The following is a 22,648-nucleotide window of genomic DNA, read 5'->3' as shown; positions in this document are numbered from 1 at the left end:
CGGCGGCTTAGACCAGCACGTCGGTGATCGGCAGGGACGAGTCGGCGGGGAGGTCGAGGGACGAGGGGGCCAGTCCCGCGCCGACGAGCTCGGCGCCGAGCGCCGCGACCATCGCGCCGTTGTCGGTGCACAGCTTCGGCCGCGGCACGCGCAGCCGGATGCCGGCCGCCTCACAGCGCTCCTGGGCCAGCGCCCGCAGCCGCGAGTTGGCCGCGACGCCCCCGCCGACGAGCAGGTGGGAGACGTCGTTGTCCTTGCAGGCGGCGATGGCCTTCTTGGTCAGCACGTCGACCACCGCCTCCTGGAACGCCGCCGCGACGTCGGCCACCGGCACCGGGTCACCGGCCCGCTCACGCGACTCGACCCAGCGGGCCACCGCGGTCTTCAGCCCCGAGAAGGAGAAGTCGTAGGTGCCGTCCTCGTACTTGCCGCGCGGGAAGGCGATCGACCCCGGGTCGCCCTCGCGCGCCGCGCGGTCGATGTGCGGGCCGCCGGGGAAGCCGAGGTCGAGCACCCGCGCCACCTTGTCGAACGCCTCACCGGCGGCGTCGTCGACCGTGGCGCCCAGCGGGCGTACGTCGGAGGCCACGTCGGGCACGAGCAGGAGCGAGGAGTGCCCGCCGGACACCAGCAGGGCGACGCAGGGCTTGGGCAGGGCGCCGTGTTCGAGCTGGTCGACGGCCACGTGCGCGGCGAGGTGGTTGACGCCGTACAGCGGCTTGCCCAGGCCCAGGGAGTACGCCTTGGCGGCCGCGACGCCGACGAGCAGGGCGCCGGCGAGACCGGGGCCGGCGGTGACCGCGATCGCGTCGACGTCCGCGAGCGTCACACCGGCCTCGCTCAGCGCGCGGTCCACGGTCGGCGTCATCGCCTCCAGGTGGGCGCGGGAGGCCACCTCGGGCACCACCCCGCCGAACCTGGCGTGCTCATCGACGCTGGAGGCGATCGCGTCGGCGAGGAGCGTGTGGCCCCGGACCACGCCCACGCCCGTCTCGTCACACGACGTCTCGATGCCCAGCACCAACGGCTGGTCCTTCACGTCCCCACCCCCTGCCGCGCCGGCGCGTCGGCCGGCCGCGACTGTTTCACCATCACGATCGCGTCCACCCCGGAGGGCTGGTAGTAGCGCTTGCGGATCCCGACGGCGGTGAAGCCGAAGCGCTCGTAGAGCCGGCGCGCCCGGTCGTTGTCGGCGCGCACGTCGAGGAAGATCTCCACGCAGCCGCGTACGGCCGCCTCCTCCAGCAGCGCGGTCAGCAGCGCCGACCCGATGCCCCGGCCCTGCAGCTCCGGGCGCACGCCGATGGTCAGCACGTCGCCCTGCCCGCCCACGGCGGACAGGCCGGCCCAGCCCGCGAGCACGCCGCCGTCGTCCACGGCGACGTAGTGGCGGGTGCCGCTGCGATCGACCAGCTCGCCGCGGTAGGTCTTCTCGGACCAGGCCTCGTCGGTGAACAGCAGGTGTTCGAGCTCCAGCACCGCCGGCAGATCGTCGAGGGTCAGCTCGCGGACCTTCATCCCGGCGTCACCCGCTTGCGGGGCCCGGGCTCACGCGCGTCGGGCTTGCGCAGGTAGAGCGGCTCGGGCGGCAGGAGATCGGGGCCTTCACCGCCGGACAGCCGGGAGACGACGAGCTCGGCGATCGCGGCGGCCGACGGCAGCGCCGGGGTCTCGCCCTTGAGCACCTCCGGGTAGAGCAGCGCCCCCTCGCCCAGCGCGGGCAGCCCCGGGACCGCGGCGTCGGCGGGCTTGCCGACCGACGGACCGTCGGTGCGGACGGTCGCCGAGTCGTACCGCGCCCAGTAGACCTCTTTGCGGCGCGCGTCGGTGGCCACCACGAACGGGTCGGTGCGCTTGGACTCCCAGGCGAGCGCGTCGAGCGTGCAGACGCCGTGCACCGGGATCTGCAGGACGGCGCCGAGCGAGCGCGCGGTGACCAGGCCGACCCGCAGGCCGGTGTACGGGCCGGGGCCGACGCCGACGGCGATGGCGGACAGCTCCTCGCGGCTCACCCGCGCGTCGCCGAGCACGGTGTCGATCGCGGGCGCGAGAACCTCGGCGTGCCTGCGGCGATCGACGACCTTGGACTCGGCCCGGAGGCGCGGCGTCTCGCCCGGGGCCCACTCGCTCAGCGCGACGGTGACCGCGGCTGTCGCGGTATCGAAAGCCAGGACCAGCACGATCCTTGAGGGTAGCGCCCTCCGGCCACTGCGAGTTACGAGTGAGACTCGAGTTTGGAGACGATGTCGCGTGCGGCCTCCAAGGCGCCGTCGCCCGCGGACTTGGACGACAGAGGGCTGCCCGCGGCGTTGAGGTGGTCGCCGCCGGAGTAGTGCACGGTGATCAGTACGTTGGCGAGCCGGGCGTTGGCGACGGCCTCCCCGATCGCGGCGCCGGCCTCGACCGTGTACACGACGTACGCCTGTTCTCCCACGCCGCTCACGCCACGGCTGTCCCGTACCTTGACGCCGTCCGCCAGATCCTTGCCGTCGCGGTCGGCGCGCCACTCGTCGGAGAAGGTGCGGATCGCGGCGTCGGTGGCCGACGTGCCGCCGCCCGCGGCGATGGCGCGCAGTTCGACGCTCAGCTGGCGAGTGCGCGAGCCGTACCGGCTCCACGCGCATTCGCTGTGCTCGTCGGACTGGGTGGCGACGGTCGCGCTGCGGTCGGCACCGGGCGCGAGTTCGTCGGCGACGCTCTTGCTGAGCGTGTCACAGGCGCTGGGCACGGCGTCGCGCTCGGATCCCTGGCCGGTGCTCATGGGCGAGCTCTCGGCACTCGCGTCCCGCGAGCGCGGCTGGTGGGCGTGGTCCCGGCCGACGGTGAACCAGGCGACGGCGCCGGAAACCCCGACGACGGACACGGCCGCACAGGCGGCGGCGACCAGGCGGCCACGCCGTCTGGCCGGCCGGACGGCACGACGACGACCGCTCACCGGGTCTCCCCTCCCTCATCTCCGATTCGCACGCTTTGCCAGGAGATGAGATTTAAGGGAAGAGAGTACGACAAGATCGTAATTCTGATCGATCGAGGGTCCAGAGTTTGATATGAGGCCCACGGTGGGCGTTCACACGGGAGCGGAGTGTGGTGGAGCAGCCGAGCCGAGGGAGGATCGTCGCGCCGTACGGGCGCTGGGAGCCCGCGACGCCCGCCCAGGTCGCCGCGCTGTTCTCCGCGATGCCGTGCCGGTGGTGGATCGCCGGCGGGTACGCCATCGAGCTCGCCGTCGGCCATCGCGTCCGCGGCCACGGGGACATCGACGTGATGATGCTGCGCCCGGACCAGCTCCACCTGCACGACGCGCTGCGCGGCTGGGAGTGCTGGGCCGCCGATCCGCCGGGCGTGCTGCGTCGCTGGGAGCCCGCCGAGGTGCTGCCGCCCTCCGTCCACGACATCTGGTGCCGCCCGGGACCCGGCGAACCGTGGCGTGTCCAGGTGATGCTGGACGAGACGAACGGCGAAGACTGGGTGTCTCGTCGCGATCCGGCCATCCGGCGTCCCCTGGCCGACATCGGGACGACCGGCCCGGGCGGCGTCCCCTGCCTCGCGCCCGAGATCCAGCTGTTCTACAAGGCCAAGAACCCCCGGCGCAAAGACGAGATCGATCTCCTCGCGGTCCTGCCCCTCCTGGATGCGGCGCGGCGGCGCTGGCTGAGCGAAGCCCTGTCGCACTGCTTCGGCTCGCACCCGTGGCAGGACCGGCTCGCGTAATGAGCGGCGCGGCCCGTCAGAGCGGGTGGTCGCCGAGGTTCTCCCACCGGTGGCCGACGCCGGTCAGCGTGACCGTGCGCTCGTCGGTCTCGCTGCGTTCGATGGCGATCTCCAGGCGGTCGTCGGACAGGCCCTCGGCGATGCCGCCGCCCCACTCGACCACGGTGATCGCGTCCTGCAGGTCCAGGTCGAGGTCGTCCAGCTCGTCCAGGCCGCCGAGGCGGTACGCGTCGGCGTGCACGAGCGAGGGGCCGCCCGCCAGCGGCGGATGCACGCGCGCGATCACGAAGGTCGGTGAGGTGATCGGGCCGCGGACCTTCAGGCCGTCGCCCAGGCCCTGCGTCAGCGTCGTCTTGCCCGCCCCGAGCGGACCGGACAGCAGGACGAGGTCGCCGGCGCGCAGCAGGCCGGCCAGCCGGCGGCCCAGGTCGCGCATCTCTCCCTCGGTCGGGACGTGGAAGGCGGGCGTGCTCATGCGCCCTCCGTGACCACGGGACCGGTTCGCTCACGCCGCTCGCTCACGCGGAACGCTCCTCGGCCGCCGGCCGGACCCGGCCGACCAGCTCGGCGATGGCGTCGGTGACGATCTCGGGGTGTTCGAGCATCACCACGTGGCCGCCCTCGCTCACCTCGATCAGTTCGGCGTCCGGCAGCGCCGCCGCGATGGCCCGTCCGTGGGCGGGCGGGGTCAGCCGGTCGTCGTCGCCGATCACGATCACGGCGGGGAGGTCGCGAAGCACCCCGAGCGCCTCCAGCTTGTCGAGCTCGGCGAGCGTCGGGTAGAACTCCGCGATCACGTCGGTGGGCGTGGAGGCGATCATGCGTTCGACGAACTCCACGATCGACGGGCTCACCTCGCGGTCGGCGAACGCGATGCGGCGGGTGATCACGAAGGCCACGTCGGCGCCGATGCGGCGGCCCCGGTCGACCAGCGCGCCGCGCTTGCCGATGCCGCGCACGACGCCCGGCACGGCGCGCCGGAACAGCTTGCCGAACAGCTCCGGCAGACCCAGCGTCAGCTCGGCCAGCTGGCCCGAGGAGGTGTTGACCAGGGCCACCCCGACGATGCGAGAGCCGAACAGCTCCGGGTGCCGGTCGGCCAGCGCCATGATCGTCATGCCGCCCATGGAGTGACCGGCCAGCACGACCGGCGCGCCCGGCGACGTGGTGGCCTCGATCACCGCGAGCAGGTCGTCGCCGCACTGGTCGATGGTGGCGTGGGTGAGGTCGCTGCGTCCCGAACGGCCGTGGCTGCGCTGGTCCCAGAAGACCATCCGCACGTCGTCGAGGCGGGCCAGGTCGCGCCGCTGGAAGTGCCAGGAGTCCTGGGTCAGGCAGTAGCCGTGGCTGAAGACGACCGTGAGGGCGGCGTCGTCCGGCCCGTCGACCTCGACGTGGAGAGGCACTCCGTCACTGGCCACGACGGTCTGGGGGCGGCCGCGCAGCTCACCGAACCGTTCGTACCGATCGGGGTCGGGACGCAGCCGCTCGCGTCCGACGGCGTAGCGGCGCGCTCCGACGACCGCGCCGACACCGATGGCACCGGCGGTGCCGATCGCGGCACCGATCAGGCCGGCTCGCTTCTTGTTCATGCCGCCTCTTCGTACGTACGGGGGACCCGGGCTCCGATTCTGGTGACGATCTCATATGAGATCGTGCCGAGCATCTCCGCCCACTCCTGCGCGGTGGGCTCGCCTCGGTCGCCCGGCCCGAAGAGGATCACCTCGTCGCCCGCGCGGATCTCGTCGTCGCCGACGTCGATGACGAACTGGTCCATGCACACGGTGCCGGCGATGCGCCGCCGCCGGCCCGCCGCCCATACCTCCAGGAGGTTCGTGCCGTGCCGCGGGATGCCGTCGGCGTACCCCAGCGGCACCAGACCGAGCGTCGTCTCCGCCGGGGTGGTGTACCGGTGACCGTACGACACGCCCTGCCCGGCACCGACCCGCTTGACCAGCGCCAGCCGCCCGGTCAGCGTCATCGCCGGACGCAGGCCCAGGCGGGCCGCGGGCCCGAGTGAGGGGATCGGGTCCAGGCCGTAGACCGCGATGCCGGGCCGTACGAGGTCGTAGCGGGCCTCGGGGAGGGTCAGCGTGGCTGCGGAGTTCGCGATGTGGCGCACCTCGGGCCGTACGCCGGCCTTCTCGGCGAACTCGACCGCGTCGTCGAACTCCCGGAGCTGGGCGGCGATCGAGGGGTGGCCCGGCTCGTCCGCGCAGGCCAGGTGGGACCAGAGCCCGACGACCGCCGCGAGGCCCTCGGCCTGGGCGCGCAGGGCCGCGTCGACCAGTGCGGGCCAGTCGGCCGGGGTCGCGCCGCTGCGGCCCAGCCCGGTGTCGGCCTTCAGGTGCAGTCTGACCTGCCGTCCGACCCGGGCGGCGGCCTGGGTGATCTCCTCCACCTGCCCGACCGAGGTGGCGGACAGGTCGACGCCTCCGGCGACGGCGTCGTCGAACCGCTCGCCGGGCGCGTACAGCCAGCACATCGCCGGCACGTCGATGCCCGCGCGCCGCAGGGTCAGCGCCTCGTCCAGGGTGGCGACGCCCAGCCAGGACGCTCCGCCCGCCAGCGCGGCGCGTGCGGCCGGGATGATCCCGTGGCCGTACCCGTCCGCCTTGACGACCGCCATCAGCGCGGCACCCGAGACGCTCTCTCGCAGCAGTTCGACGTTGCGCCTGATCGCGGCAAGATCGATGGAGGCCGCGGTGGTAACGCTCATGCGACAAGTGTGGCAGCGCCGGACGCTTGCCCAGGCCATCGGCGACGGGCGCGCCGGGAAAGCTCAGCCGCCGAGCGTATGGAAGGCGGCGGGGAGCGCCTCGACGACGTCCTGGGCGCTGATCGGCGCCTCCGCGTCGGAGCCGGGCTCGGGACCGGCGGCGGCGAGCCGTCCGGCGAGGCCGTGGAGGTACGCTCCGGCCGCCGCCGCGTCGATCGCGGACGCCCCGCCGGCCAGGAACACGCCGATCAGGCCGGACAGCACGTCGCCGCTGCCCGCGGTGGCGAGCCGCGCGGTGCCGGTCGGGTTCACGCGTACGGGCCGGCCGACCTCGGCGATGACCGTGGTGGAGCCCTTGAGCAGCACGGTCGCGTTGAGCTCCTCGGCGGCCCGGCGCACGTGTTCGAGCCGCCGGGCCTCGACCTGGTCCGCCTCGGTGCCCAGCAGCCGGGCGAGTTCGCCGGCGTGCGGGGTGAGCACGGTCGGCGCGCTGCGCCACAGCAGGTCGCGGCGGCGGGTCAGTACGGTGAGCCCGTCGGCGTCGACCAGCACCGGCAGATCGGTGGAGAGCACCTCGCTCAGCAGCGTCTCGGCCCGCTCGTCGGTGCCCATGCCGGGCCCGGCGACCCAGGCGTTGACCCGCCCGACGCCGCTCAGGGTGTCCTCGACCACGCTGGTCACCACCTCCGGCCAGTGGTGCCGGACGAGCTCGACCGAGTGCCGCGCCGAGGCGAAGCGCACCATGCCGGCGCCGCCGCGTACGGCACCGCCGACCGACAGCACCGCGGCGCCGGTGAAGGTCTCACTCCCCGCGAGCACACCGGGGACACCGCGGCGGTACTTGTTGGACTCCCGCTGCGGCCGGGGGATCCACAGGTCGACGTCGGCCGCCTGCGGCAGGCACGCGTCCGGGTCGTTCAGGTACGGGCCGAGCCCGATGTCGACCAGCTCCACCACGCCCGCGTGCTCGGCCCCCGGATCCACGAAGAGGCCCGGCTTGTACGTGCCGAACGTCACCGTCACGTCGGCGCGGACGGCCGCGCCGCTCACCACGCCGGTGTCGGCGTCGACGCCGCTGGGCAGGTCGCACGCCACGATGGTGGCGATGGCGCGCGAGGCGTGCCCGGCCAGGGTCGCGTACGGCTCACGGAGCCCGCCACGGCCGCCGATGCCGAGCATCCCGTCGATGATCAGGTCCGCGGCCTCGATCGCGCGTACCGGTCGGTCGCCGTCGCCGGCCTCGACGGCGCGTCCCCCCGCCGAACGCAGCGCCGCCAGGCCGCCCTCGTGGGTCTTGGAGCCGGCCAGGATCGCGGTGACCCGCGCGCCACGGCGGGCCAGCCGCTCGCCGGCGTACAGTGCGTCACCGCCGTTGTCACCGCTGCCGACGAGCAGCACGACCTCCGCGCCGTACACGCCTTCGCCCGGGCCGGTGACCCCCGCCCGCCCGGTGCGCAGCAGCCCGGCGCAGACGGAGGCGAGCCCGGCCGCGGCGCGGCGCATGAGCGCGCCCTCGGGCAGCCGGGCCATCAGGGCGCGTTCGGCGGCGCGAACCTTCTCCACCTCGTGCGCGTACCGCATGCTCACGCTCCCTCTCTTCGGTCGGTGTGCTCGGCGATCACCACCGCGACGGCCACACCGCCGTCGTGGCTGAGCGAGACGTGCCAGGAGTCGACGCCGAGACGCGTCGCCGCGGCGGCGACGGTGCCCTCGACGTGCAGGCTGGGACGTCCGTCGGACGCCCTGCGCACCTCGGCGTCGGTCCACTTGAGCCCGCGCGGCGCGCCCAGCGCCTTGGCCAGGGCCTCCTTGGCCGCGAAGCGCGCGGCGAGGGAGCGCGGGTGCAGCCCCCGCTCCGACTCGGTGAACAGCCGGACGGCGAGGCCGGGCGTGCGTTCGAGGGACCCCGCGAACCGCGCGATGTCCACGACGTCGATCCCCACTCCGACGATCACCGATTCAGGTTAACGCTCGTGGCCGTCGCGCAAGAGCGGCGTCAGTGGACGGGCGCGTGCGTGTGGTCGGCGGCCGGGTGCGGTCGCGTTCACCCACGTGGCCGTGACGGACGCGGCGGATGCCAGCGGGCTGCTCGCGATGACGAACCAGCTCGGCCAGGTCGTGGGCGTCGCGACGTTCGGCACGCTGTTCCTCGGCGTCGCGCCGCCGACCGGGCACGCGCTGACGGTCACGTGCGTGGCTCTGGCCGGCGCGGCGGCCGTGGGCGCCTGCTGCGCCCTGCCGCCGCTCCAGCGGCGGGGCTGCGCCGTCAGATGCGCCGCAGCCGTACGCGGCGGACGCGGTGGTCGCGGTCCTTGTTCAGGACGAGAGTGGCGCGGGCGCGGGTGGGCAGGATGTTGGCCACGAGGTTGACCTCGTTGATGTCGCGCCAGAAGCGCTCCGCCTGCGCCGCCGCCTCGTCCCCGTCGACCTGCGCGTACGGGTGGAAGTAGGAGCGCTCGTCGGTAAAGATCGTCCGGCGCAGGGCGAAGAAGCGGTCGATGTACCACTGGCGGATGTCGTCGACCCGCGCGTCGACGTAGATGGAGAAGTCGAACAGGTCCGCCAGGGCCAGGCCGCCCGGCCGGGCGCTCTGCAGCACGTTGAGCCCCTCCACGATGAGGATGTCCGGCCGCCGTACGACCTGCCGGGCGTCCGGCACGATGTCGTACCGCAGCGCCTCGTACACCGGCATGGACACCTCGGGCACGCCCGCCTTGACCTCCGAGACGAACTTCAGCAGCGCGCGCCGGTCGTAGGACTCCGGGAAGCCCTTGCGCTGCATCAGGCCGCGTTCGGCGAGGACGGCGTTCGGATAGAGGAAACCGTCCGTGCTGACCAGCTCCACCCTCGGGTCTCCCGGGCCACGGGAGAGGAGCACGCGCAGCAGGCGGGAGACCGTCGACTTGCCCACGGCCACACTGCCGGCGATGCCGATGATGTACGGCGTGGGGGCGACCGGCTCGCCGAGGAAGGCGCTAACGGTGTCGCGCAGCCGGCCGTCGCCCGCGACGAACAGCCGCAGCAGCCGCGACAGCGGCAGGTAGACATCCTCGACCTCGTCGAGGTCGATGGGGTCGCCGAGCCCGCGGATCTCCTCCAGATCGGCGGGGGTGAGGGACAACGGCGTACCGGCACGTAGGGCACGCCAGGCCTCACGTTCGAGCTCGACATACGGGCTGGGGGGATTGCCCCCGATGCTCGTCATGACGTGGACCCTAGCGAATTGCGGCGATTTACAGTGTTACGACAGAGTTACGCTCGGCGACAGGGCCGGGTCAGGCCGACCGTCTCGCCCGCGGCGGCCAGGGCGGGCGGAGAGTTGGCGCGGCGGTGGTCTACCCGTTCACCTGGAGCCATTACTGTGGCCCGCATGTGCGGAATCGTGGGGTACGTCGGCTCGCAGCCGGCGCTCGACGTCGTCATCGAGGGCCTCTCCCGGTTGGAGTACCGGGGGTATGACTCGGCGGGCACGGCCATCTCCGCCGACGGCAAGCTGACGGTGACCAAGCGCGCCGGAAAGCTGGCCAACCTGCGTGAGGCACTCGCGGGCACCGTCCCGCCGGGCGGCGAGGAGGCCGGGAGCGCCGGCCGTACGGACGCGGGCGGTTCGGGTGAGCGTACGGAGACCGGCGTTTCGGGTATCGGGCACACCCGCTGGGCCACTCACGGGCCGCCGAACGACCGCAACGCCCACCCGCACACCGACTGCACCGGCGCCGTCGCCGTCGTGCACAACGGCATCATCGAGAACTTCGCCGCGCTCCGCCTCGAACTCGAGCACCGCGGCCACGAGCTGTCCTCCGACACCGACACCGAGGCCGTCGCCCACCTGCTCGAGGAGGAGGTCGCCAAGGGCGCGAGCCTGGCCGACGCGATGCGCCGGGTCTGCCTGCGCCTCGAAGGCGCGTTCACGCTCGTCGCCGTGTACTCCGGCGAGCCCGACCTCGTGGTCGGCGCCCGCCGCAACTCTCCCCTGGTCGTCGGCGTCGGCGCCGGGGAGAACTTCCTGGCCAGTGACGTCGCGGCCTTCATCGCGCACACCCGCGACGCGATCGAGCTGGGCCAGGACCAGGTCGTCGAGCTGCGGCCGTCGGGCGTCACGGTCACCGGCTTCGACGGCAGGCCGGCCGAGGTGAAGGAGTACCACGTCGACTGGGACGTGTCCGCCGCGGAGAAGGGCGGCCACGACTACTTCATGCTCAAGGAGATCGCCGAGCAGCCGCGCGCGGTCGCCGAAACGCTGCTCGGCCGCATCGGCACCGACGGCCGGCTGAGCCTCGACGAGATGCGCCTCACCGACGACGAGCTGCGCGACATCGACAAGATCATCATCGTCGCGTGCGGCACGGCGTACCACGCCGGGCTGATCGCCAAGTACGCCATCGAGCACTGGACCCAGCTCCCGTGCGAGGTGGAGCTGGCCAGCGAGTTCCGCTACCGCGACCCGATCCTGACGCGCTCGACGCTGGTCATCGCGATCTCCCAGTCCGGCGAGACGATGGACACGCTCATGGCGGTCCGCCACGCCCGCGAGCAGCGCGCCAGCGTCCTCGGCATCTGCAACGTCAACGGCTCGACCATTCCGCGCGAGTGCGACGGCGTGCTGTACACGCACGCCGGGCCGGAGATCGCCGTCGCCTCGACCAAGGCGTTCCTCACCCAGCTCGTCGCCGTCTACCTGATCGCCCTCTACCTGGCGCAGGTACGCGGGACCAAGTGGGGCGACGAGGTGTTCGCGATGATCCAGCTGCTGGGCACGATGCCGCAGAAGGTGGAGCAGGTCCTGGAGACCGTCGAGCCGGTACGCGAGCTGGCCCGGTCGCTGGCCGGTGAGCGCTGCGTGCTGTTCCTGGGCCGGCACGTGGGCTTCCCGGTGGCGCTGGAGGGCGCGCTCAAGCTCAAGGAGCTCGCCTACATGCACGCGGAGGGCTTCGCCGCCGGCGAGCTGAAGCACGGACCGATCGCCCTGATCGAACAGGATCTGCCGGTCGTGGTCATCGTGCCGTCGCGCGCCCGCCCGATCCTGCACGACAAGATCGTCTCCAACATCCAGGAGATCCGCGCCCGCGGCGCCCGTACGATCGTGATCGCCGAGGACGGGGACGAGGCGGTCGTGCCGTACGCCGACACGCTCATCCGCGTACCGGCCGTCCCGACCCTGCTGCAGCCGCTGGTGGCGACCGTGCCGCTCCAGGTGTTCGCCTGCGAACTCGCCACCGCCCGCGGCCACGACGTCGACCAGCCCCGCAACCTCGCCAAGTCTGTGACCGTGGAGTAGAAGCTCCGATGCGTCCAAGCGAGAGGCCCACTGTGTAACAGATGTACATCTGTTACACTCGTGACATGATTGACCCGGAAGTCGAATCAATGGCCGAGGTCCGCCGGCACCTCGCGGATGTCATCGACCGTGCTCACCGTGAGCACACCCCGACGATCATCACGCGACGCGGCAAGCAGGAGGCCATCGTGGTCGACATCCAGGAATACCGACACTTGCGTCAGGTCGCGGAACAGGTCGAAGAATCCTGGCTCAACCGTCTGGCCGACGAAGCGGAGTCCGAAGGCATGGAGGGTTCGGTCTCTCTCGAAGAGATGGCGGCCATGCTCCGGACCGACCACGCCTGATCCGGTGGGTTACGTCACACGGTTCACGCCGCACGCCCAACGGGACATGCTCAAGATCCCCCGATCTGACGCCTTGCGGATCTTGCACCGGCTCACGGAACTGCAGAGAGCGATGGACGCGGGAGACATCGCAGGCTTCGACGTCAAGGTTCTCCAAGGCCACAGCTCCCGGTGGCGCCTCAGAGTCGGGAACTACCGCGTCGTGTACACGATCGAGGGCGGCGAACTGGTCGTGTGGGTCCTGGCCGCCGGAAATCGCCGCGACATCTACCGGAACCTGTAGGCCCCGCACGAACGTCACGCTCCGACCCGATTGAGATCGGCCAAACCGCCGCGCCCGGGGCCGAGTCAGGCGGTCAGCCGCTGAACGAGTGTCCGGTAGTCGTCCTTCATCGGGAGATCTTTTTCGACGTGGATCCGCCGCCGCGTGGCGGTCACGTCGACGCCCCGGACCGGGTCGTGGCCCAGCCGCTCGAAGGTCTCCCACCACAGCCCGACTCCACGGCGCTGCCACGTGGGCACGTCGTTGAAGTTCACCCCACGGGCGAAGAGGAGTTCGTTCTTGGCGGCGACATCGGAGTTCTTCAGCATCCGGGTCGCCTCCCGCCTGGACCGGCCCTCGCCGCGCAGCGTCCAATAGCACCAGCCGTTCAGCGCGCAGCGCGCCGCGTCGGTCTGCCGCCAGGAGAAGTAGTCGACGACGTCTTCCACAGCGGCGCCCATCCACACGCGACTGTCGAAGTGGGCGGGTTCTCCTACGGCGTGCGTGAAGGCAGCGGTGGCAACGCTCGCGGAGATCGACACCAGCTTCTCGACCTCGCGGTCGAACAGGTCGAACGACGGCTTCAGCAGCACGGAGATCTCATCGCTCTCGGTGTACGCGTAGCAGCCACCCAACTCGTTCAGCAGGGTCCGCGCCGTCTCGATCATGAATGCGGAGAATCTCTCGTCGAACGGCTTGTCGAAGCGGCTTTCGGTGAACCGGGAGAAGCTGCGCCCGTCCACCCGAATGATGATCCAGGCACCTGGCAGCACCGCGAGGGAGTGGAACCACTCCAACGACCGCATGCGGGTCTCCAGGTCCTTGCCCTTCATGTCTCCGCCTCCTCGGCCAGCGGCCGCACGTCGAAACCTCCCGCGCCGTCGAACCGGACCGCGTACAACTCGTCGAACCCGTCCGCACGCCGCGGGTGGCGCAGGCGTTTGAGGGTCGCATAGATGCCGACCTCCGGCACCCGGGTTTTTCCGGCACGCGCCGCGTTGCGCTCCAGCGAACCGACGAGGTCGGGACCGAACCAGTACCCCACGACCGTGGCGCCGTGTCTCCGCGCGGCGCCGATCAGCGGCGCCCACTCCTCGGGCGAAGGGTTGGTGTTGTCGACGGCGACATCCCGGCCCGCCGTCAGCGCCTCTTCGACGAGGCGCATCTGCCGCGCCTGCCGCCGCCGCGCATTGGGGAAATCGTCCTTGGAGACGTGCACGTACGCGGCCGACAGCACCTGCCGGTAGAACGTCGTCTTCCCCGACGCCTGCAACCCGATCAAGATCGCCAGCGTAGGCATCCCAAGTCACCGCCAGAGTCAGCCGGATCGCGGCTGGTCGGGGCCCGACACCTGCTCACCGTACGGGCCTTCCCAGCGAGTTCGCCAGCGCCGGGACCGGTGTTGACCAGGGGGCGGTCTGGCGAATTTCGCCGCGATGGAGTAGTAAGCGACGTTGTGACGCGATACGTGGCGCTGCTGCGCGCGGTGAACCTTGGCAGCCACAAGAAGGTCTCCATGGCCGACCTGCGCGGTCTGCTGGCCGGCCTCGGGTACGCCGACGTGCGGACGTACCTGCAGAGCGGCAACGCGGTCTTCACCGCTGCCGAGACGCGGCCGGAGCGGGTGGCGGCGTCGGTCGAGGAGCGGCTCGCCGCCGAGCTGGGGCTGACGACCGAGGTGATCCTGCGGACCGCGGAGGAGCTCCGCGACGTGGTCGAGCGCAACCCGCTGGAAGTCGACGACCCGGCGAAGTCCACCGTCTGGTTTCTGGCCGAGCCACCGCGCCAGGATTGGCTTTCCGGCTTTGACCTGGGGCGATTCGCCCCCGAAGAGATGCGCGCCGGCGAGCGCGAGATCTACCTCCGGCTGCCGAACGGCATCGGCCGCGCGAAACTGCCGGTCGCGCTCGGGCGGCGCCTGAAGGTCACCGCAACGATGCGCAACTGGAACACGGTCACCAGCCTTTTGTCGCTCGCCGAATAAAACGCGCTCACCGGGTATACACCTCCCCCAACGGACAGTGAAGGGAGGGACCGATGGCGAGCCGCATCATCGCAGCACTCCGTACCGTCCTCGCGACGGTGGCCAACGTACTTCTGCTGCCCTTCCGGGTCCTCGCCCGTCTGCTGGGCGTTCCGAGCAACGGACGGTCGAGGGCGGCGCGGCGGACGCGCCGGCAGGCCGCATAAGAGCCGATCACCGGAGAAGAAACGGAGAGCGCCTGGCGGGGGCGCTCTCCGTTTCTCGGGAATGACCAGGCCGGTCAGGCATCGTCGTTTCGGAGCACGAAGTACCGCGCCGGGTCCCCGTTGTCCCGTCCCGCGCCGATCGAACCGACCGCCCACACCATGCGGGTGCCGGGACCGGGGTGATTCGGACGCGATCGACCCTTTGGTGGCCTTTCTCGGCGGGGCGGCCGGCCGCCGGCAGGGGCCGTACTCTCGAGTCCAGGCCTTGCCTCCCGTCGCGCTCACGTCCGTCAGGAGGGCGTGCTCCCGTATGCAGAAAGGACGCCGGACGGTCCAGCGCGTCCCGTCCCAGTGCGAGGCGAACGCAGGGCTCGGGCCCGGGCCGTCCGCGCCGGCCACCCGCACGTCCTTGGGCGCCACGGCGGCGATCGCCGTGGCGAGGCGGCGGTGCCTTCTCGCCGCCGGTCGGGCGAGGCGGCGCAGGAGCACAGAAGGGTTAAGGAAACGCCGACGATCGCCACCCTCAGCACGGCGATGCCTCACCGTACTGGCACCGAGCAGGGCCTTTCCGGGCGGACTCAGCAGGTGTCGAGCATGTCGCTCAGTTCGTCGTGGTCCGCCTGCGTCACCGACAGGTGATACTCATCGGCCACGGCGACGAACTTCTCCGCGTACGTGCACTGGAAGGACTTCTGCGGCTGCCATTCCGACGGGCCCTTGTCGCTCTTCTGCTCGTTGGGCCGTCCCCAGACCGCCAGGAGGTTGTCGCGGTCGTTGGCCAGTTCGGTCCGCTTTTCCTCGGTCCAGTGGTCCGCACCCATCCGCCAGGCGAGCCCCAGCGGGAAGATGTGGTCGATCTGCACCATCGTGGCGTGCGCCTTGGCGAAAGTGATCTGCTTGCCCGTGTACGGGTCGTCCAGCGTCCCGGCGATGACGACGCACTCGTTGCGTTTCTTCACGTCGTCCAGGTCGCGGGCGAGGATGTCGTTGCGGGTGTCGCAGCCGTTGTGGTCGACGTCCTTCCAGGCGGGGCCGAACTCATCCCGGCTGTACCCGCTCATGGAGTCCGGCTTGCCCTCCTTGAGCCCGGCGAGCTCCTTCCGCGCCGTCCCCTCCTTGCCCTTGCCGCCCTTTTTGGAGGACTTACCCGAGGCCGAACTCGACGGGCCGTCCCCGGACAGCCTGACATTGCCGGCGCATCCGGCCGCGACGAACACGGAGACGACCATCGAGGTGACCTGCACGCCCACCCGTCGCCGTACTGACATATCCCCACCGTCCAGGATTTTTTGGCGAAGCTATGCCCGGAATATACGGCTTTATTCTCCAATCGCCGACGGCCGGTCCCCTGCGGCGAGCACCGCGGAATGGAAGGGCCGGCCGGGATGACCCGGCACGTGTGCAGCGCGTTCTCAGCGGGCATCCGGCTTCGGTAGGGGGGAGTTCTCATCCCTTCGGCTGGTGGCGAGTACCGCCCAAGGGTGACGACGCGACCACGACGGTCCACTAAGTTCGGCGCATGTCCATCATCGCCACCCGGGGGCTCGGCAAGCAGTTCCCCGGCGTGCTCGCCCTGGACGAGCTGACCATCGACATCGAGCCCGGCGTCGTCGGGCTGGTCGGGGCCAACGGCGCGGGCAAGTCGACCCTCATCAAGATCCTGCTCGGGCTCATCCCCCCGACCCGCGGGCAGGCGAGCGTCCTCGGACTCGACACGGTCCGCGAGTCGCTGAAGATCCGGGAGCTGGTCGGCTACATGCCCGAGAACGACTGCCTCCCGCCCGACGTCTCCGCCACCGAGTTCATCGTGCACGTCGCACGCGTGTCCGGGCTGCCGGCCACCGCCGCGCGCGAACGCGCCGCCGACACCCTCCGCCACGTCGGCCTGTACGAGGAGCGCTACCGGCCGATCGGTGGTTACTCCACCGGCATGCGCCAGCGGGTCAAGCTCGCCCAGGCCCTCGTGCACGACCCGAAGCTCGTCTTCCTCGACGAACCCACCAACGGCCTCGACCCGGCCGGACGGGACGAGATGCTCGCCCTCATCCGGCGCATCGGCACCCAGTTCGGCATCAGCGTCCTGGTCACCTCCCATCTCCTCGGCGAGCTCGAACGCGTCGCCCAGCACCTGGTCATCATCGACGGCGGCCGGCTGCTGCGGTCGCAGGCGGTCACCGCGTTCACCCAGGCCAGCGGCGTTCTCGCGGTCGAGATCGACGATGAGGCCGCCGGCCGCGACCGGCTCGGTCACCGCCTGGCTGAGGCCGGGCTGCGCGTCCACCCCGACGGACGGGGCCTGCTCATCGACATCGCCGACGAGACGACGTACGACCTCGTGCGCGACTGCGTCGCCGACCTCGGCCTGGCCCTCGTACGCATGGAGAACCGCCGTCACCGCATCGAAGAGGTGTTCTCCTCATGACGAGCGTCATCCACGACATCGGCTACCGGCACTACGACGGCCCGCGGCTCGGCCGCGCGTACGCCGTCCGCTCCCTGTTCACGCACAACCTGCGCGCGGCGTACGGGCTGGGGCGGCCGGCCAAGGCCAAGATCATGCCGTTCCTGCTGTTCACGATCATGTTGCTGCCCGCGGCCATCAGTGTCGCGATCACGGCACTGGCCTCCTCGCTCGGCAGCGGCCAGCCCGTCAACCTGATCCGCTACTCGGCCTACGCCGTCTACCTCCAGCCGCTGATCGCGATCTTCCTGGCGGCGCAGGCGCCGGTGCTGGCCTCGCGCGACCTGCGGTTCCACGTCACGCCGCTGTACTTCTCCCGCCCGCTGTCGCGCCTGGACTACGTGCTGGCCAAGTACGGCGCGCTGACCACGGCGCTGTTCATCCTGCTGGGCACGCCGGTCACGATCCTGTTCATCGGTGCGCTCGCCACCAAGCAGAAGCACCTGGGCACCCACACGCTCGACTGGGCCGGCGCCGTGGTGGGCTGCCTGATGTTCGCTCTGGTGCTCGCCGCGATCGGCCTGGTCGTGGCCGCCTTCACGCCGCGCCGCGGCTTCGGCGTGACCGCGGTGATGGCGGTGTACCTCATCAGCACCGCCGCGGTCGGCTCGATCCAGGGCATCGCCGAAACCCAGACCAAGTTCGGAGTCGCCCGCTGGGCGGGCATGTTCACGCCCTTCAACCTCGTGGACGACGTGCAGGTCTGGGCGCTGGGGGCCAAGTCGTCCTCCCCGGAGCCGCCCCCGTCCGGCCTCGGCGGCCCGGTGTTCGCGCTCGTGTGCGTGGCCGTCGTCGTGGGCGGACTCGCGATCCTGTACCAGCGGTTCCGCAGGGCGGGTGCGCAATGACCGGCCGGCCCACCGACGAGAGGAAGGCATCGTGAGTGTCCTGGAGCTCCGGGACGTCTCCCGGTGGTACGGCAACGTGGTCGCGGTCAACGGCGTGTCGATGACCATCGGCCCGGGGGTGACCGGCCTGCTCGGCCCGAACGGCGCCGGCAAGTCGACGCTCATCCACATGATGGGCGGGTTCCTCGCGCCCTCCAACGGCCAGGTCGGCATCGACGGGCAGCGGATCTGGAAGAACCCCTCGGTCTACCGCCACATCGGGCTGGTGCCCGAACGCGAGTCCGCCTACGACTTCCTCACCGGCAGGCAGTTCGTCCGTTCGATGGCCAAGCTGCACAAGCTGCCCGACCCGGTGGCCGCCGCCGACCGTGCCCTCGCGATGGTGGAGATGCTGCCGCCGGCCGACCGGACCATCGGCACCTACTCCAAGGGGATGCGCCAGCGCGTCAAGATGGCGTCGGCGCTCGTACACGACCCGGCGGTCCTGCTGCTCGACGAGCCGTTCAACGGCATGGACCCGCGCCAGCGGCTCCAGCTCATGGACCTCATCCGCAAGATGGCCGCCGAGGGCCGTACGGTGCTGTTCAGCTCGCACATCCTGGAGGAGGTCGAGCGGCTCGCGAACCACATCGAGGTCATCGTCGCGGGACGGCACGCCGCCTCCGGCGACTTCCGCGCGATCCGGCGGCTGATGACCGACCGGCCGCACATGTTCGCCATCCGCTCCAGCGACGACCGCCGCCTGGCGGCCGCGCTGATCGCCGACGATTCGACCCGCGGCGTCGAGCTCACCTCGGCCGGCCTGGAGGTGGAGGTCGTCGACTTCCGGCGGTTCACCCTGCTGCTGCCGCAGGTGGCCCGTGGCGCCGGCATCCGGCTGTGGGAGGTCTCCCCGGCCGACGAGTCCCTCGAAAGCGTCTTCTCCTACCTGGTCTCCCCATGAACGAACGTAGTGAGCGAATCAATAACACAGCACACGGGGTCACTCCTCCGATGAAGGAGGATGCATGAACACCATCGCGTACATCACTTTTCGCGGCATGCTCGGGCGGCGCCGCGCGCTTCTGCTGTTCATCCTCCCGGGCGTCCTGCTGCTGCTCAGCATCGGCCTGCGGATCACCGGCAACGCCGACCTCGACACCGCGGCGGCCCTGCTGACGCAGTTCGGGCTGGGCGCGCTGCTGCCGCTGCTGGCGCTGCTCGCCGGCACCGGCGTGATCGGCCCGGAGATCGACGACGGCCAGATCATGTACATCATGACCAAGCCGATCGCCCGGCCGGTCATCTCGACCACCAAGTACCTGGTCGCGGTGATCCTGGTCGTCGGCTTCGGCGTCGTGCCGATCTTCGTCTCCGGCCTCATCATGAACGGCCTGACGGCGGGCCTGGCGAGCGGCTTCGCCCTGGGCGCGCTGGTGGGCGGCATCGCGTACTGCGCGCTGTTCGTGGCGCTCGCGGTGATGAGCCGGTTCGCCGTGACGATCGGCCTGATCTACGCCCTGGTCTGGGAGAACCTCATCGGCCGGTACGCCTCGGGCGTCCGGACGCTGTCCATCCGGCAGTGGTCGGTCACGATCACCGACCTGGCGACGAACGCGACCTCGGTCACCTCCGAGGTGCACACCTCCACCGCCGTACCCCTGCTGATCGTGCTGACCGTCCTCGGCGTCACCGTCGCCGGCTGGAAGCTCCGCACCCTCTCGATCACCGGCGCCGACTGAAATGCACCGGCAACAGTGAAATGCTCGGCCGGCGCGAGCGCGGTTCCCGCACTCCGATCGCGCGCTCTAGAGATAGCCGGGCTTACCGGTGTCGGCGAAACGCACGACGGAACGACGGATCAGGTCGAGGAACTCCTGGACACTACCCGTGACCTTGTCGAACCCGCTCTCGGTGGACGCCGCACGGGAGCGGTGGACGGCTCCTTCGGCGTCGACGGCGAACATGATGCCTCCGCCGTCCGAAGCGATCACCGTGCCCCGCGCGTCGTCCGCACCGTCGAGCGGTACGGGGCCGTCGGCGCGCAGGTGATCGAGTACGAGTCCGGCCGGGTGGAGGAAGTACGCGTTGCCGACGTCCGCCAGGACGACCTCGCCGATGGATCGGTAGAAGGTGACCAGATCGGCGGGGGTCAGTTGCTCGCGGGCGAGCTCCGCGGCCGCACTCCGGTCGCCGGCGCCCGGGGATCTGACCTCGTTGGTGCCCGGCGGATAGCCGTACTTCTCCTCGAACGTGCTCAGCATCGTGCTGAGAGCGGCATCGACCTGCGATCGCCACCGGGAGAGCCACCCGGCGGAGAGTTCGCCGCCCATCAGCGCTACAGGGCGGTACGGACGACCTCGGCGAGGCGTTCGGCCAGGGTGCGGGCCTGTTCTTCGTGGGTGGCCTCGACCATGACGCGGACCATCGGCTCGGTGCCGCTCGGGCGGATCAGGACGCGTCCCGTGTCGCCGAGTTCCGCCTCGGCGGTCTCGACCGCCGCCGTCAGCTCCGGGGAGGTCTTGGCGCGGGACTTGTCGACGTTCTTGACGTTGATGAGCACCTGCGGGAGGCGGGTCATCACCTTGGCGAGTTCGTCGAGCGGGCGGCCGCGGCCCGCGACGGTGGCGAGCAGGTGCAGGCCGGTCAGCAGGCCGTCTCCGGTGGTCGCGTGGTCCAGCATGATCACGTGGCCGGACTGCTCGCCGCCGAAGGCGTAGCCCCCGGACTTCATGGCTTCCAGGACGTAGCGGTCGCCGACCGTCGTCTCGACGACGTTGAGGCCCTCGTCGCGCATGGCGATCTTGAAGCCGAGGTTGGACATGACCGTCGCGACGACGGTGTCGCCGGGCAGCCGGCCGGCCTCCCGCAGTTCGACCGCGAGGATGGCCATGATCTGGTCGCCGTCGATCGGCTCGCCCGTGGCGGTGACCGCGAGGCAGCGGTCGGCGTCGCCGTCGTGGGCGATGCCGACGTCGGCGCCGTGCTCGACCACGGCGCGGCACAGTGCGTCCAGGTGGGTGGAGCCGTAGCCGTCGTTGATGTTCAGGCCGTCCGGGGAGGCGCCGATGGCGACCACATTGGCGCCGGCGCGGCGCATCGCCTCGGGGGAGACCCCGGACGCGGCGCCGTGCGCGCAGTCGACCACGACGCGGAGGCCGTCCAGCGAGCGGGGCAGCGTCGACAGCAGGTGCGCGATGTAGCTCTCGACCTCGCCCTGCGCGTCGCGTACGCGGCCGACGCCGGGGCCGGTCGGGCCGGACCACTCCTCGCCGAGGTGCGCCTCGATCTGGTCCTCGATCTGGTCGGCGAGCTTGTGCCCGCCGCGGCCGAAGAACTTGATGCCGTTGTCGGGCGCGGGGTTGTGGGAGGCCGACAGCATGACGCCGAGGTCGGCGCCGAGCGACTGGGTGAGGTACGCGACGGCGGGCGTCGGCAGGACGCCCAGGCGGAGGACGTCGACGCCGGCGGAGGCGAGCCCGGCCACGACGGCGGCTTCGAGGAACTCGCCCGAGGCGCGCGGGTCGCGGCCCACGACCGCGACGGGCCGGTGGCCCTCGAACGCGCCGGCCTCACCCAGGACACGGGCGGCGGCCACCGACAGGTCGAGCGCGAGCCGGGCGGTCAGGTCACGGTTCGCGACCCCCCGGACACCGTCGGTTCCGAACAGACGTGACACTGCTAACACCCCAAGGTCGCGCGTGGCAGGCCGGTCCGCCGGCCCTTCGAAACGCAGGCCGGTGTGCCGGCCCGGCGAAACAAAGCGATCGGCGGTCCCGCGAATCTACGGAACCGCCGAAGTCCTGTGCGGCGCCCCCGCCCGGGTGTACCGAGTCGGCGGGTCACCGCACAGGGCCGATCAACGCTTGCTGTACTGCGGAGCCTTACGGGCCTTCTTGAGGCCGTACTTCTTCCGCTCCTTGGCCCGCGCGTCACGGGTGAGGAAGCCGGCCTTCTTGAGGGGCGGGCGGTTGTCGGGGTCGACGAGCTGCAGCGCGCGGGCGATGCCCAGCCGCAGGGCGCCGGCCTGGCCGGTCACGCCGCCGCCGTTGACCCGCGCGATCACGTCGAACTGGTCCTCGAGGCCGAGCGTGACGAAGGGCTCGTTCACGACCTGCTGGTGGACCTTGTTGGGGAAGTAGGCGTCGAGGGGACGACCGTTGATCGTCCACTTTCCACTGCCGGGGACGATGCGCACGCGCGCGATCGCCTCCTTGCGACGGCCGGTGCCCGCGGCCGGGCCGGTCAGCACCGGACGGGGGGTCTCCTCGACGAGGACCTCAGCGGACTCGGAGGTGTAGTCCCCCACGTACTCTTCATAGTCGGCGCCCTCGAGGGGCGTCTCGATACCGGTGGACTCAGCCACGGGACTCCTCAGATTTCGATCTCGACGGCGCGCGTCTACTGCGCGATCTGCTTGATGTCGTAGGGCACCGGCTGCTGCGCCTGGTGCGGGTGCTCGGGACCGGCGTAGACCTTGAGCTTCCCGAACATCTTCCGGCCGAGCGAGTTCTTGGGCAGCATGCCCTTGATCGCCTTTTCGACGGCGCGCTCGGGGTGCTTCGCCATCAGGTCGGAGTAGGTCACGGAGCGGAGACCACCGGGGTAGCCCGAGTGACGGTAGGCCTTCTTCTGCTCCAGCTTCTTACCCGACAGCGCCACCTTGTCGGCGTTGATGATGATCACGAAGTCGCCGGTGTCGAGGTGTGGCGCGTAGATCGGCTTGTGCTTACCCCGAAGCAACGTCGCGACCTGGCTGGCCAGCCGACCCAGCACGACATCGGTCGCGTCGATGACGTGCCACTGACGTTCGACGTCAGCGGGCTTAGGGGTGTAGGTGCGCACGGTCGTAA

General features: G+C 71.1%; 28 protein-coding genes. 10 read left to right on the top strand and 18 right to left on the bottom strand.

What is annotated here, in order from left to right:
* Positions 1-7 precede the first annotated feature (7 nt).
* The 4 genes from tsaD to OG417_RS05770 are packed head-to-tail and all read right to left on the bottom strand — an operon-like array spanning position 8 to position 2,935.
* Positions 8-1,039, bottom strand: coding sequence for a tRNA (adenosine(37)-N6)-threonylcarbamoyltransferase complex transferase subunit TsaD (gene tsaD, locus OG417_RS05785; RefSeq protein ID WP_329250782.1), 1,032 nt, complete (start codon positions 1,037-1,039; stop codon positions 8-10).
* Complete coding sequence (gene rimI, locus OG417_RS05780) at positions 1,036-1,518, bottom strand: ribosomal protein S18-alanine N-acetyltransferase (protein ID WP_329250779.1); 483 nt, start codon at positions 1,516-1,518, stop codon at positions 1,036-1,038. The genes tsaD and rimI overlap by 4 nt, the downstream gene beginning before the upstream one ends.
* Positions 1,515-2,180, bottom strand: coding sequence for a tRNA (adenosine(37)-N6)-threonylcarbamoyltransferase complex dimerization subunit type 1 TsaB (gene tsaB, locus OG417_RS05775; protein WP_329250776.1), 666 nt, complete (start codon positions 2,178-2,180; stop codon positions 1,515-1,517). The genes rimI and tsaB overlap by 4 nt, the downstream gene beginning before the upstream one ends.
* A gap of 35 nt (positions 2,181-2,215) precedes the next feature.
* Positions 2,216-2,935 carry a hypothetical protein gene (locus OG417_RS05770; RefSeq protein ID WP_329250772.1) on the bottom strand — a complete coding sequence of 240 codons (720 nt, stop codon included), beginning with the start codon at positions 2,933-2,935 and terminating at the stop codon, positions 2,216-2,218.
* Positions 2,936-3,084: 149 nt separating this feature from the next.
* On the opposite strand from OG417_RS05770, the gene OG417_RS05765 reads away from it, so the two are divergent.
* Positions 3,085-3,711, top strand: a complete 627-nt coding sequence (locus OG417_RS05765) for a nucleotidyltransferase domain-containing protein (RefSeq protein ID WP_329250769.1) — start codon at positions 3,085-3,087, stop codon at positions 3,709-3,711.
* Positions 3,712-3,727: 16 nt separating this feature from the next.
* On the opposite strand, the gene tsaE is transcribed toward OG417_RS05765, so the two are convergent.
* The 7 genes from tsaE to coaA all read right to left on the bottom strand — a co-directional run bounded on the left by tsaE (position 3,728) and on the right by coaA (position 9,635).
* Positions 3,728-4,186, bottom strand: a complete 459-nt coding sequence (gene tsaE / locus OG417_RS05760) for a tRNA (adenosine(37)-N6)-threonylcarbamoyltransferase complex ATPase subunit type 1 TsaE (RefSeq protein ID WP_329250767.1) — start codon at positions 4,184-4,186, stop codon at positions 3,728-3,730.
* A gap of 43 nt (positions 4,187-4,229) precedes the next feature.
* Positions 4,230-5,303: an alpha/beta fold hydrolase gene (locus OG417_RS05755; protein WP_329250764.1), complete on the bottom strand. Its 1,074-nt coding sequence runs from the start codon at positions 5,301-5,303 to the stop codon at positions 4,230-4,232.
* Entirely contained in the window at positions 5,300-6,430 is a 1,131-nt protein-coding gene (gene alr, locus OG417_RS05750) for an alanine racemase (RefSeq protein ID WP_329250761.1), read from the bottom strand. Before alr ends, OG417_RS05755 begins: the two co-directional genes overlap by 4 nt.
* 63 nt (positions 6,431-6,493) lie before the next feature.
* Positions 6,494-8,011 (bottom strand): NAD(P)H-hydrate dehydratase, encoded by a 1,518-nt coding sequence (locus tag OG417_RS05745; RefSeq protein WP_329250758.1) that lies wholly within the window; start codon positions 8,009-8,011, stop codon positions 6,494-6,496.
* 2 nt (positions 8,012-8,013) lie between these two features.
* Positions 8,014-8,385, bottom strand: a complete 372-nt coding sequence (locus OG417_RS05740) for a holo-ACP synthase (protein WP_329250755.1) — start codon at positions 8,383-8,385, stop codon at positions 8,014-8,016.
* Positions 8,386-8,394: 9 nt separating this feature from the next.
* Positions 8,395-8,619 carry a hypothetical protein gene (locus OG417_RS05735; protein WP_329250752.1) on the bottom strand — a complete coding sequence of 75 codons (225 nt, stop codon included), beginning with the start codon at positions 8,617-8,619 and terminating at the stop codon, positions 8,395-8,397.
* A gap of 77 nt (positions 8,620-8,696) precedes the next feature.
* Positions 8,697-9,635 (bottom strand): type I pantothenate kinase, encoded by a 939-nt coding sequence (coaA, locus tag OG417_RS05730; protein ID WP_329250751.1) that lies wholly within the window; start codon positions 9,633-9,635, stop codon positions 8,697-8,699.
* A gap of 165 nt (positions 9,636-9,800) precedes the next feature.
* Here coaA and glmS point away from each other — a divergent pair, with 165 nt between their 5' ends.
* The 3 genes from glmS (at position 9,801) to OG417_RS05715 (ending at position 12,338) form a co-directional block, all read left to right on the top strand.
* Positions 9,801-11,708, top strand: coding sequence for a glutamine--fructose-6-phosphate transaminase (isomerizing) (gene glmS, locus OG417_RS05725; RefSeq protein WP_329250749.1), 1,908 nt, complete (start codon positions 9,801-9,803; stop codon positions 11,706-11,708).
* 65 nt (positions 11,709-11,773) lie between these two features.
* Complete coding sequence (locus tag OG417_RS05720) at positions 11,774-12,055, top strand: type II toxin-antitoxin system Phd/YefM family antitoxin (protein WP_329250746.1); 282 nt, start codon at positions 11,774-11,776, stop codon at positions 12,053-12,055.
* A gap of 4 nt (positions 12,056-12,059) precedes the next feature.
* A complete protein-coding gene (locus OG417_RS05715; RefSeq protein WP_329250743.1) occupies positions 12,060-12,338 on the top strand; it encodes a type II toxin-antitoxin system RelE family toxin in 279 nt (92 codons plus the stop codon).
* Positions 12,339-12,403: 65 nt separating this feature from the next.
* Here the strand turns inward: OG417_RS05715 and OG417_RS05710 are convergent, their stop codons facing one another.
* Both OG417_RS05710 and OG417_RS05705 read right to left on the bottom strand, forming a co-directional pair.
* Positions 12,404-13,150, bottom strand: a complete 747-nt coding sequence (locus OG417_RS05710) for a tRNA(His) guanylyltransferase Thg1 family protein (protein WP_329250740.1) — start codon at positions 13,148-13,150, stop codon at positions 12,404-12,406.
* Positions 13,147-13,599: an ATP-binding protein gene (locus OG417_RS05705; protein WP_329250737.1), complete on the bottom strand. Its 453-nt coding sequence runs from the start codon at positions 13,597-13,599 to the stop codon at positions 13,147-13,149. The genes OG417_RS05710 and OG417_RS05705 overlap by 4 nt, the downstream gene beginning before the upstream one ends.
* A gap of 186 nt (positions 13,600-13,785) precedes the next feature.
* Between OG417_RS05705 and OG417_RS05700 the strand changes: the two genes are divergently transcribed.
* Complete coding sequence (locus tag OG417_RS05700; RefSeq protein ID WP_329250735.1) at positions 13,786-14,301, top strand: DUF1697 domain-containing protein; 516 nt, start codon at positions 13,786-13,788, stop codon at positions 14,299-14,301.
* Positions 14,302-14,354: 53 nt separating this feature from the next.
* Complete coding sequence (locus OG417_RS05695; RefSeq protein WP_329250734.1) at positions 14,355-14,507, top strand: hypothetical protein; 153 nt, start codon at positions 14,355-14,357, stop codon at positions 14,505-14,507.
* Between the two features lie 578 nt (positions 14,508-15,085).
* Here the strand turns inward: OG417_RS05695 and OG417_RS05690 are convergent.
* Complete coding sequence (locus tag OG417_RS05690; protein WP_329250731.1) at positions 15,086-15,775, bottom strand: HNH endonuclease family protein; 690 nt, start codon at positions 15,773-15,775, stop codon at positions 15,086-15,088.
* A gap of 251 nt (positions 15,776-16,026) precedes the next feature.
* Here OG417_RS05690 and OG417_RS05685 point away from each other — a divergent pair, with 251 nt between their 5' ends.
* From OG417_RS05685 to OG417_RS05670, 4 genes are all read left to right on the top strand, one after another.
* A complete protein-coding gene (locus OG417_RS05685) occupies positions 16,027-16,929 on the top strand; it encodes an ABC transporter ATP-binding protein (protein ID WP_329250728.1) in 903 nt (300 codons plus the stop codon).
* Positions 16,926-17,816: an ABC transporter permease gene (locus OG417_RS05680; RefSeq protein WP_329250726.1), complete on the top strand. Its 891-nt coding sequence runs from the start codon at positions 16,926-16,928 to the stop codon at positions 17,814-17,816. The genes OG417_RS05685 and OG417_RS05680 overlap by 4 nt, the downstream gene beginning before the upstream one ends.
* Before the next feature lie 31 nt (positions 17,817-17,847).
* The gene (locus tag OG417_RS05675; RefSeq protein ID WP_329250724.1) at positions 17,848-18,759 is read left to right on the top strand and encodes an ABC transporter ATP-binding protein; all 912 of its coding nucleotides are present in this window, start codon (positions 17,848-17,850) and stop codon (positions 18,757-18,759) included.
* A gap of 64 nt (positions 18,760-18,823) precedes the next feature.
* Positions 18,824-19,537, top strand: a complete 714-nt coding sequence (locus OG417_RS05670) for an ABC transporter permease (protein ID WP_329250722.1) — start codon at positions 18,824-18,826, stop codon at positions 19,535-19,537.
* A 66-nt stretch (positions 19,538-19,603) separates the two neighbouring features.
* Here the strand turns inward: OG417_RS05670 and OG417_RS05665 are convergent, their stop codons facing one another.
* The 4 genes from OG417_RS05665 to rplM all read right to left on the bottom strand — a co-directional run bounded on the left by OG417_RS05665 (position 19,604) and on the right by rplM (position 22,640).
* Complete coding sequence (locus OG417_RS05665; protein WP_329250719.1) at positions 19,604-20,128, bottom strand: hypothetical protein; 525 nt, start codon at positions 20,126-20,128, stop codon at positions 19,604-19,606.
* 5 nt (positions 20,129-20,133) lie between these two features.
* A complete protein-coding gene (glmM, locus tag OG417_RS05660) occupies positions 20,134-21,474 on the bottom strand; it encodes a phosphoglucosamine mutase (RefSeq protein WP_329250716.1) in 1,341 nt (446 codons plus the stop codon).
* 180 nt (positions 21,475-21,654) lie between these two features.
* The gene (gene rpsI / locus OG417_RS05655) at positions 21,655-22,161 is read right to left on the bottom strand and encodes a 30S ribosomal protein S9 (protein ID WP_329250713.1); all 507 of its coding nucleotides are present in this window, start codon (positions 22,159-22,161) and stop codon (positions 21,655-21,657) included.
* Between the two features lie 35 nt (positions 22,162-22,196).
* Entirely contained in the window at positions 22,197-22,640 is a 444-nt protein-coding gene (gene rplM / locus OG417_RS05650; RefSeq protein WP_329250708.1) for a 50S ribosomal protein L13, read from the bottom strand.
* Between the last annotated feature and the right edge of the window lie 8 nt (positions 22,641-22,648).

This window comes from Actinoallomurus sp. NBC_01490 (assembly GCF_036227085.1).
GTDB lineage: Bacteria > Actinomycetota > Actinomycetes > Streptosporangiales > Streptosporangiaceae > Actinoallomurus > Actinoallomurus oryzae.
The sequence above is the reverse complement of the archived record's forward strand: the minus strand, read 5'-3'. Positions and strand labels throughout refer to the sequence as shown.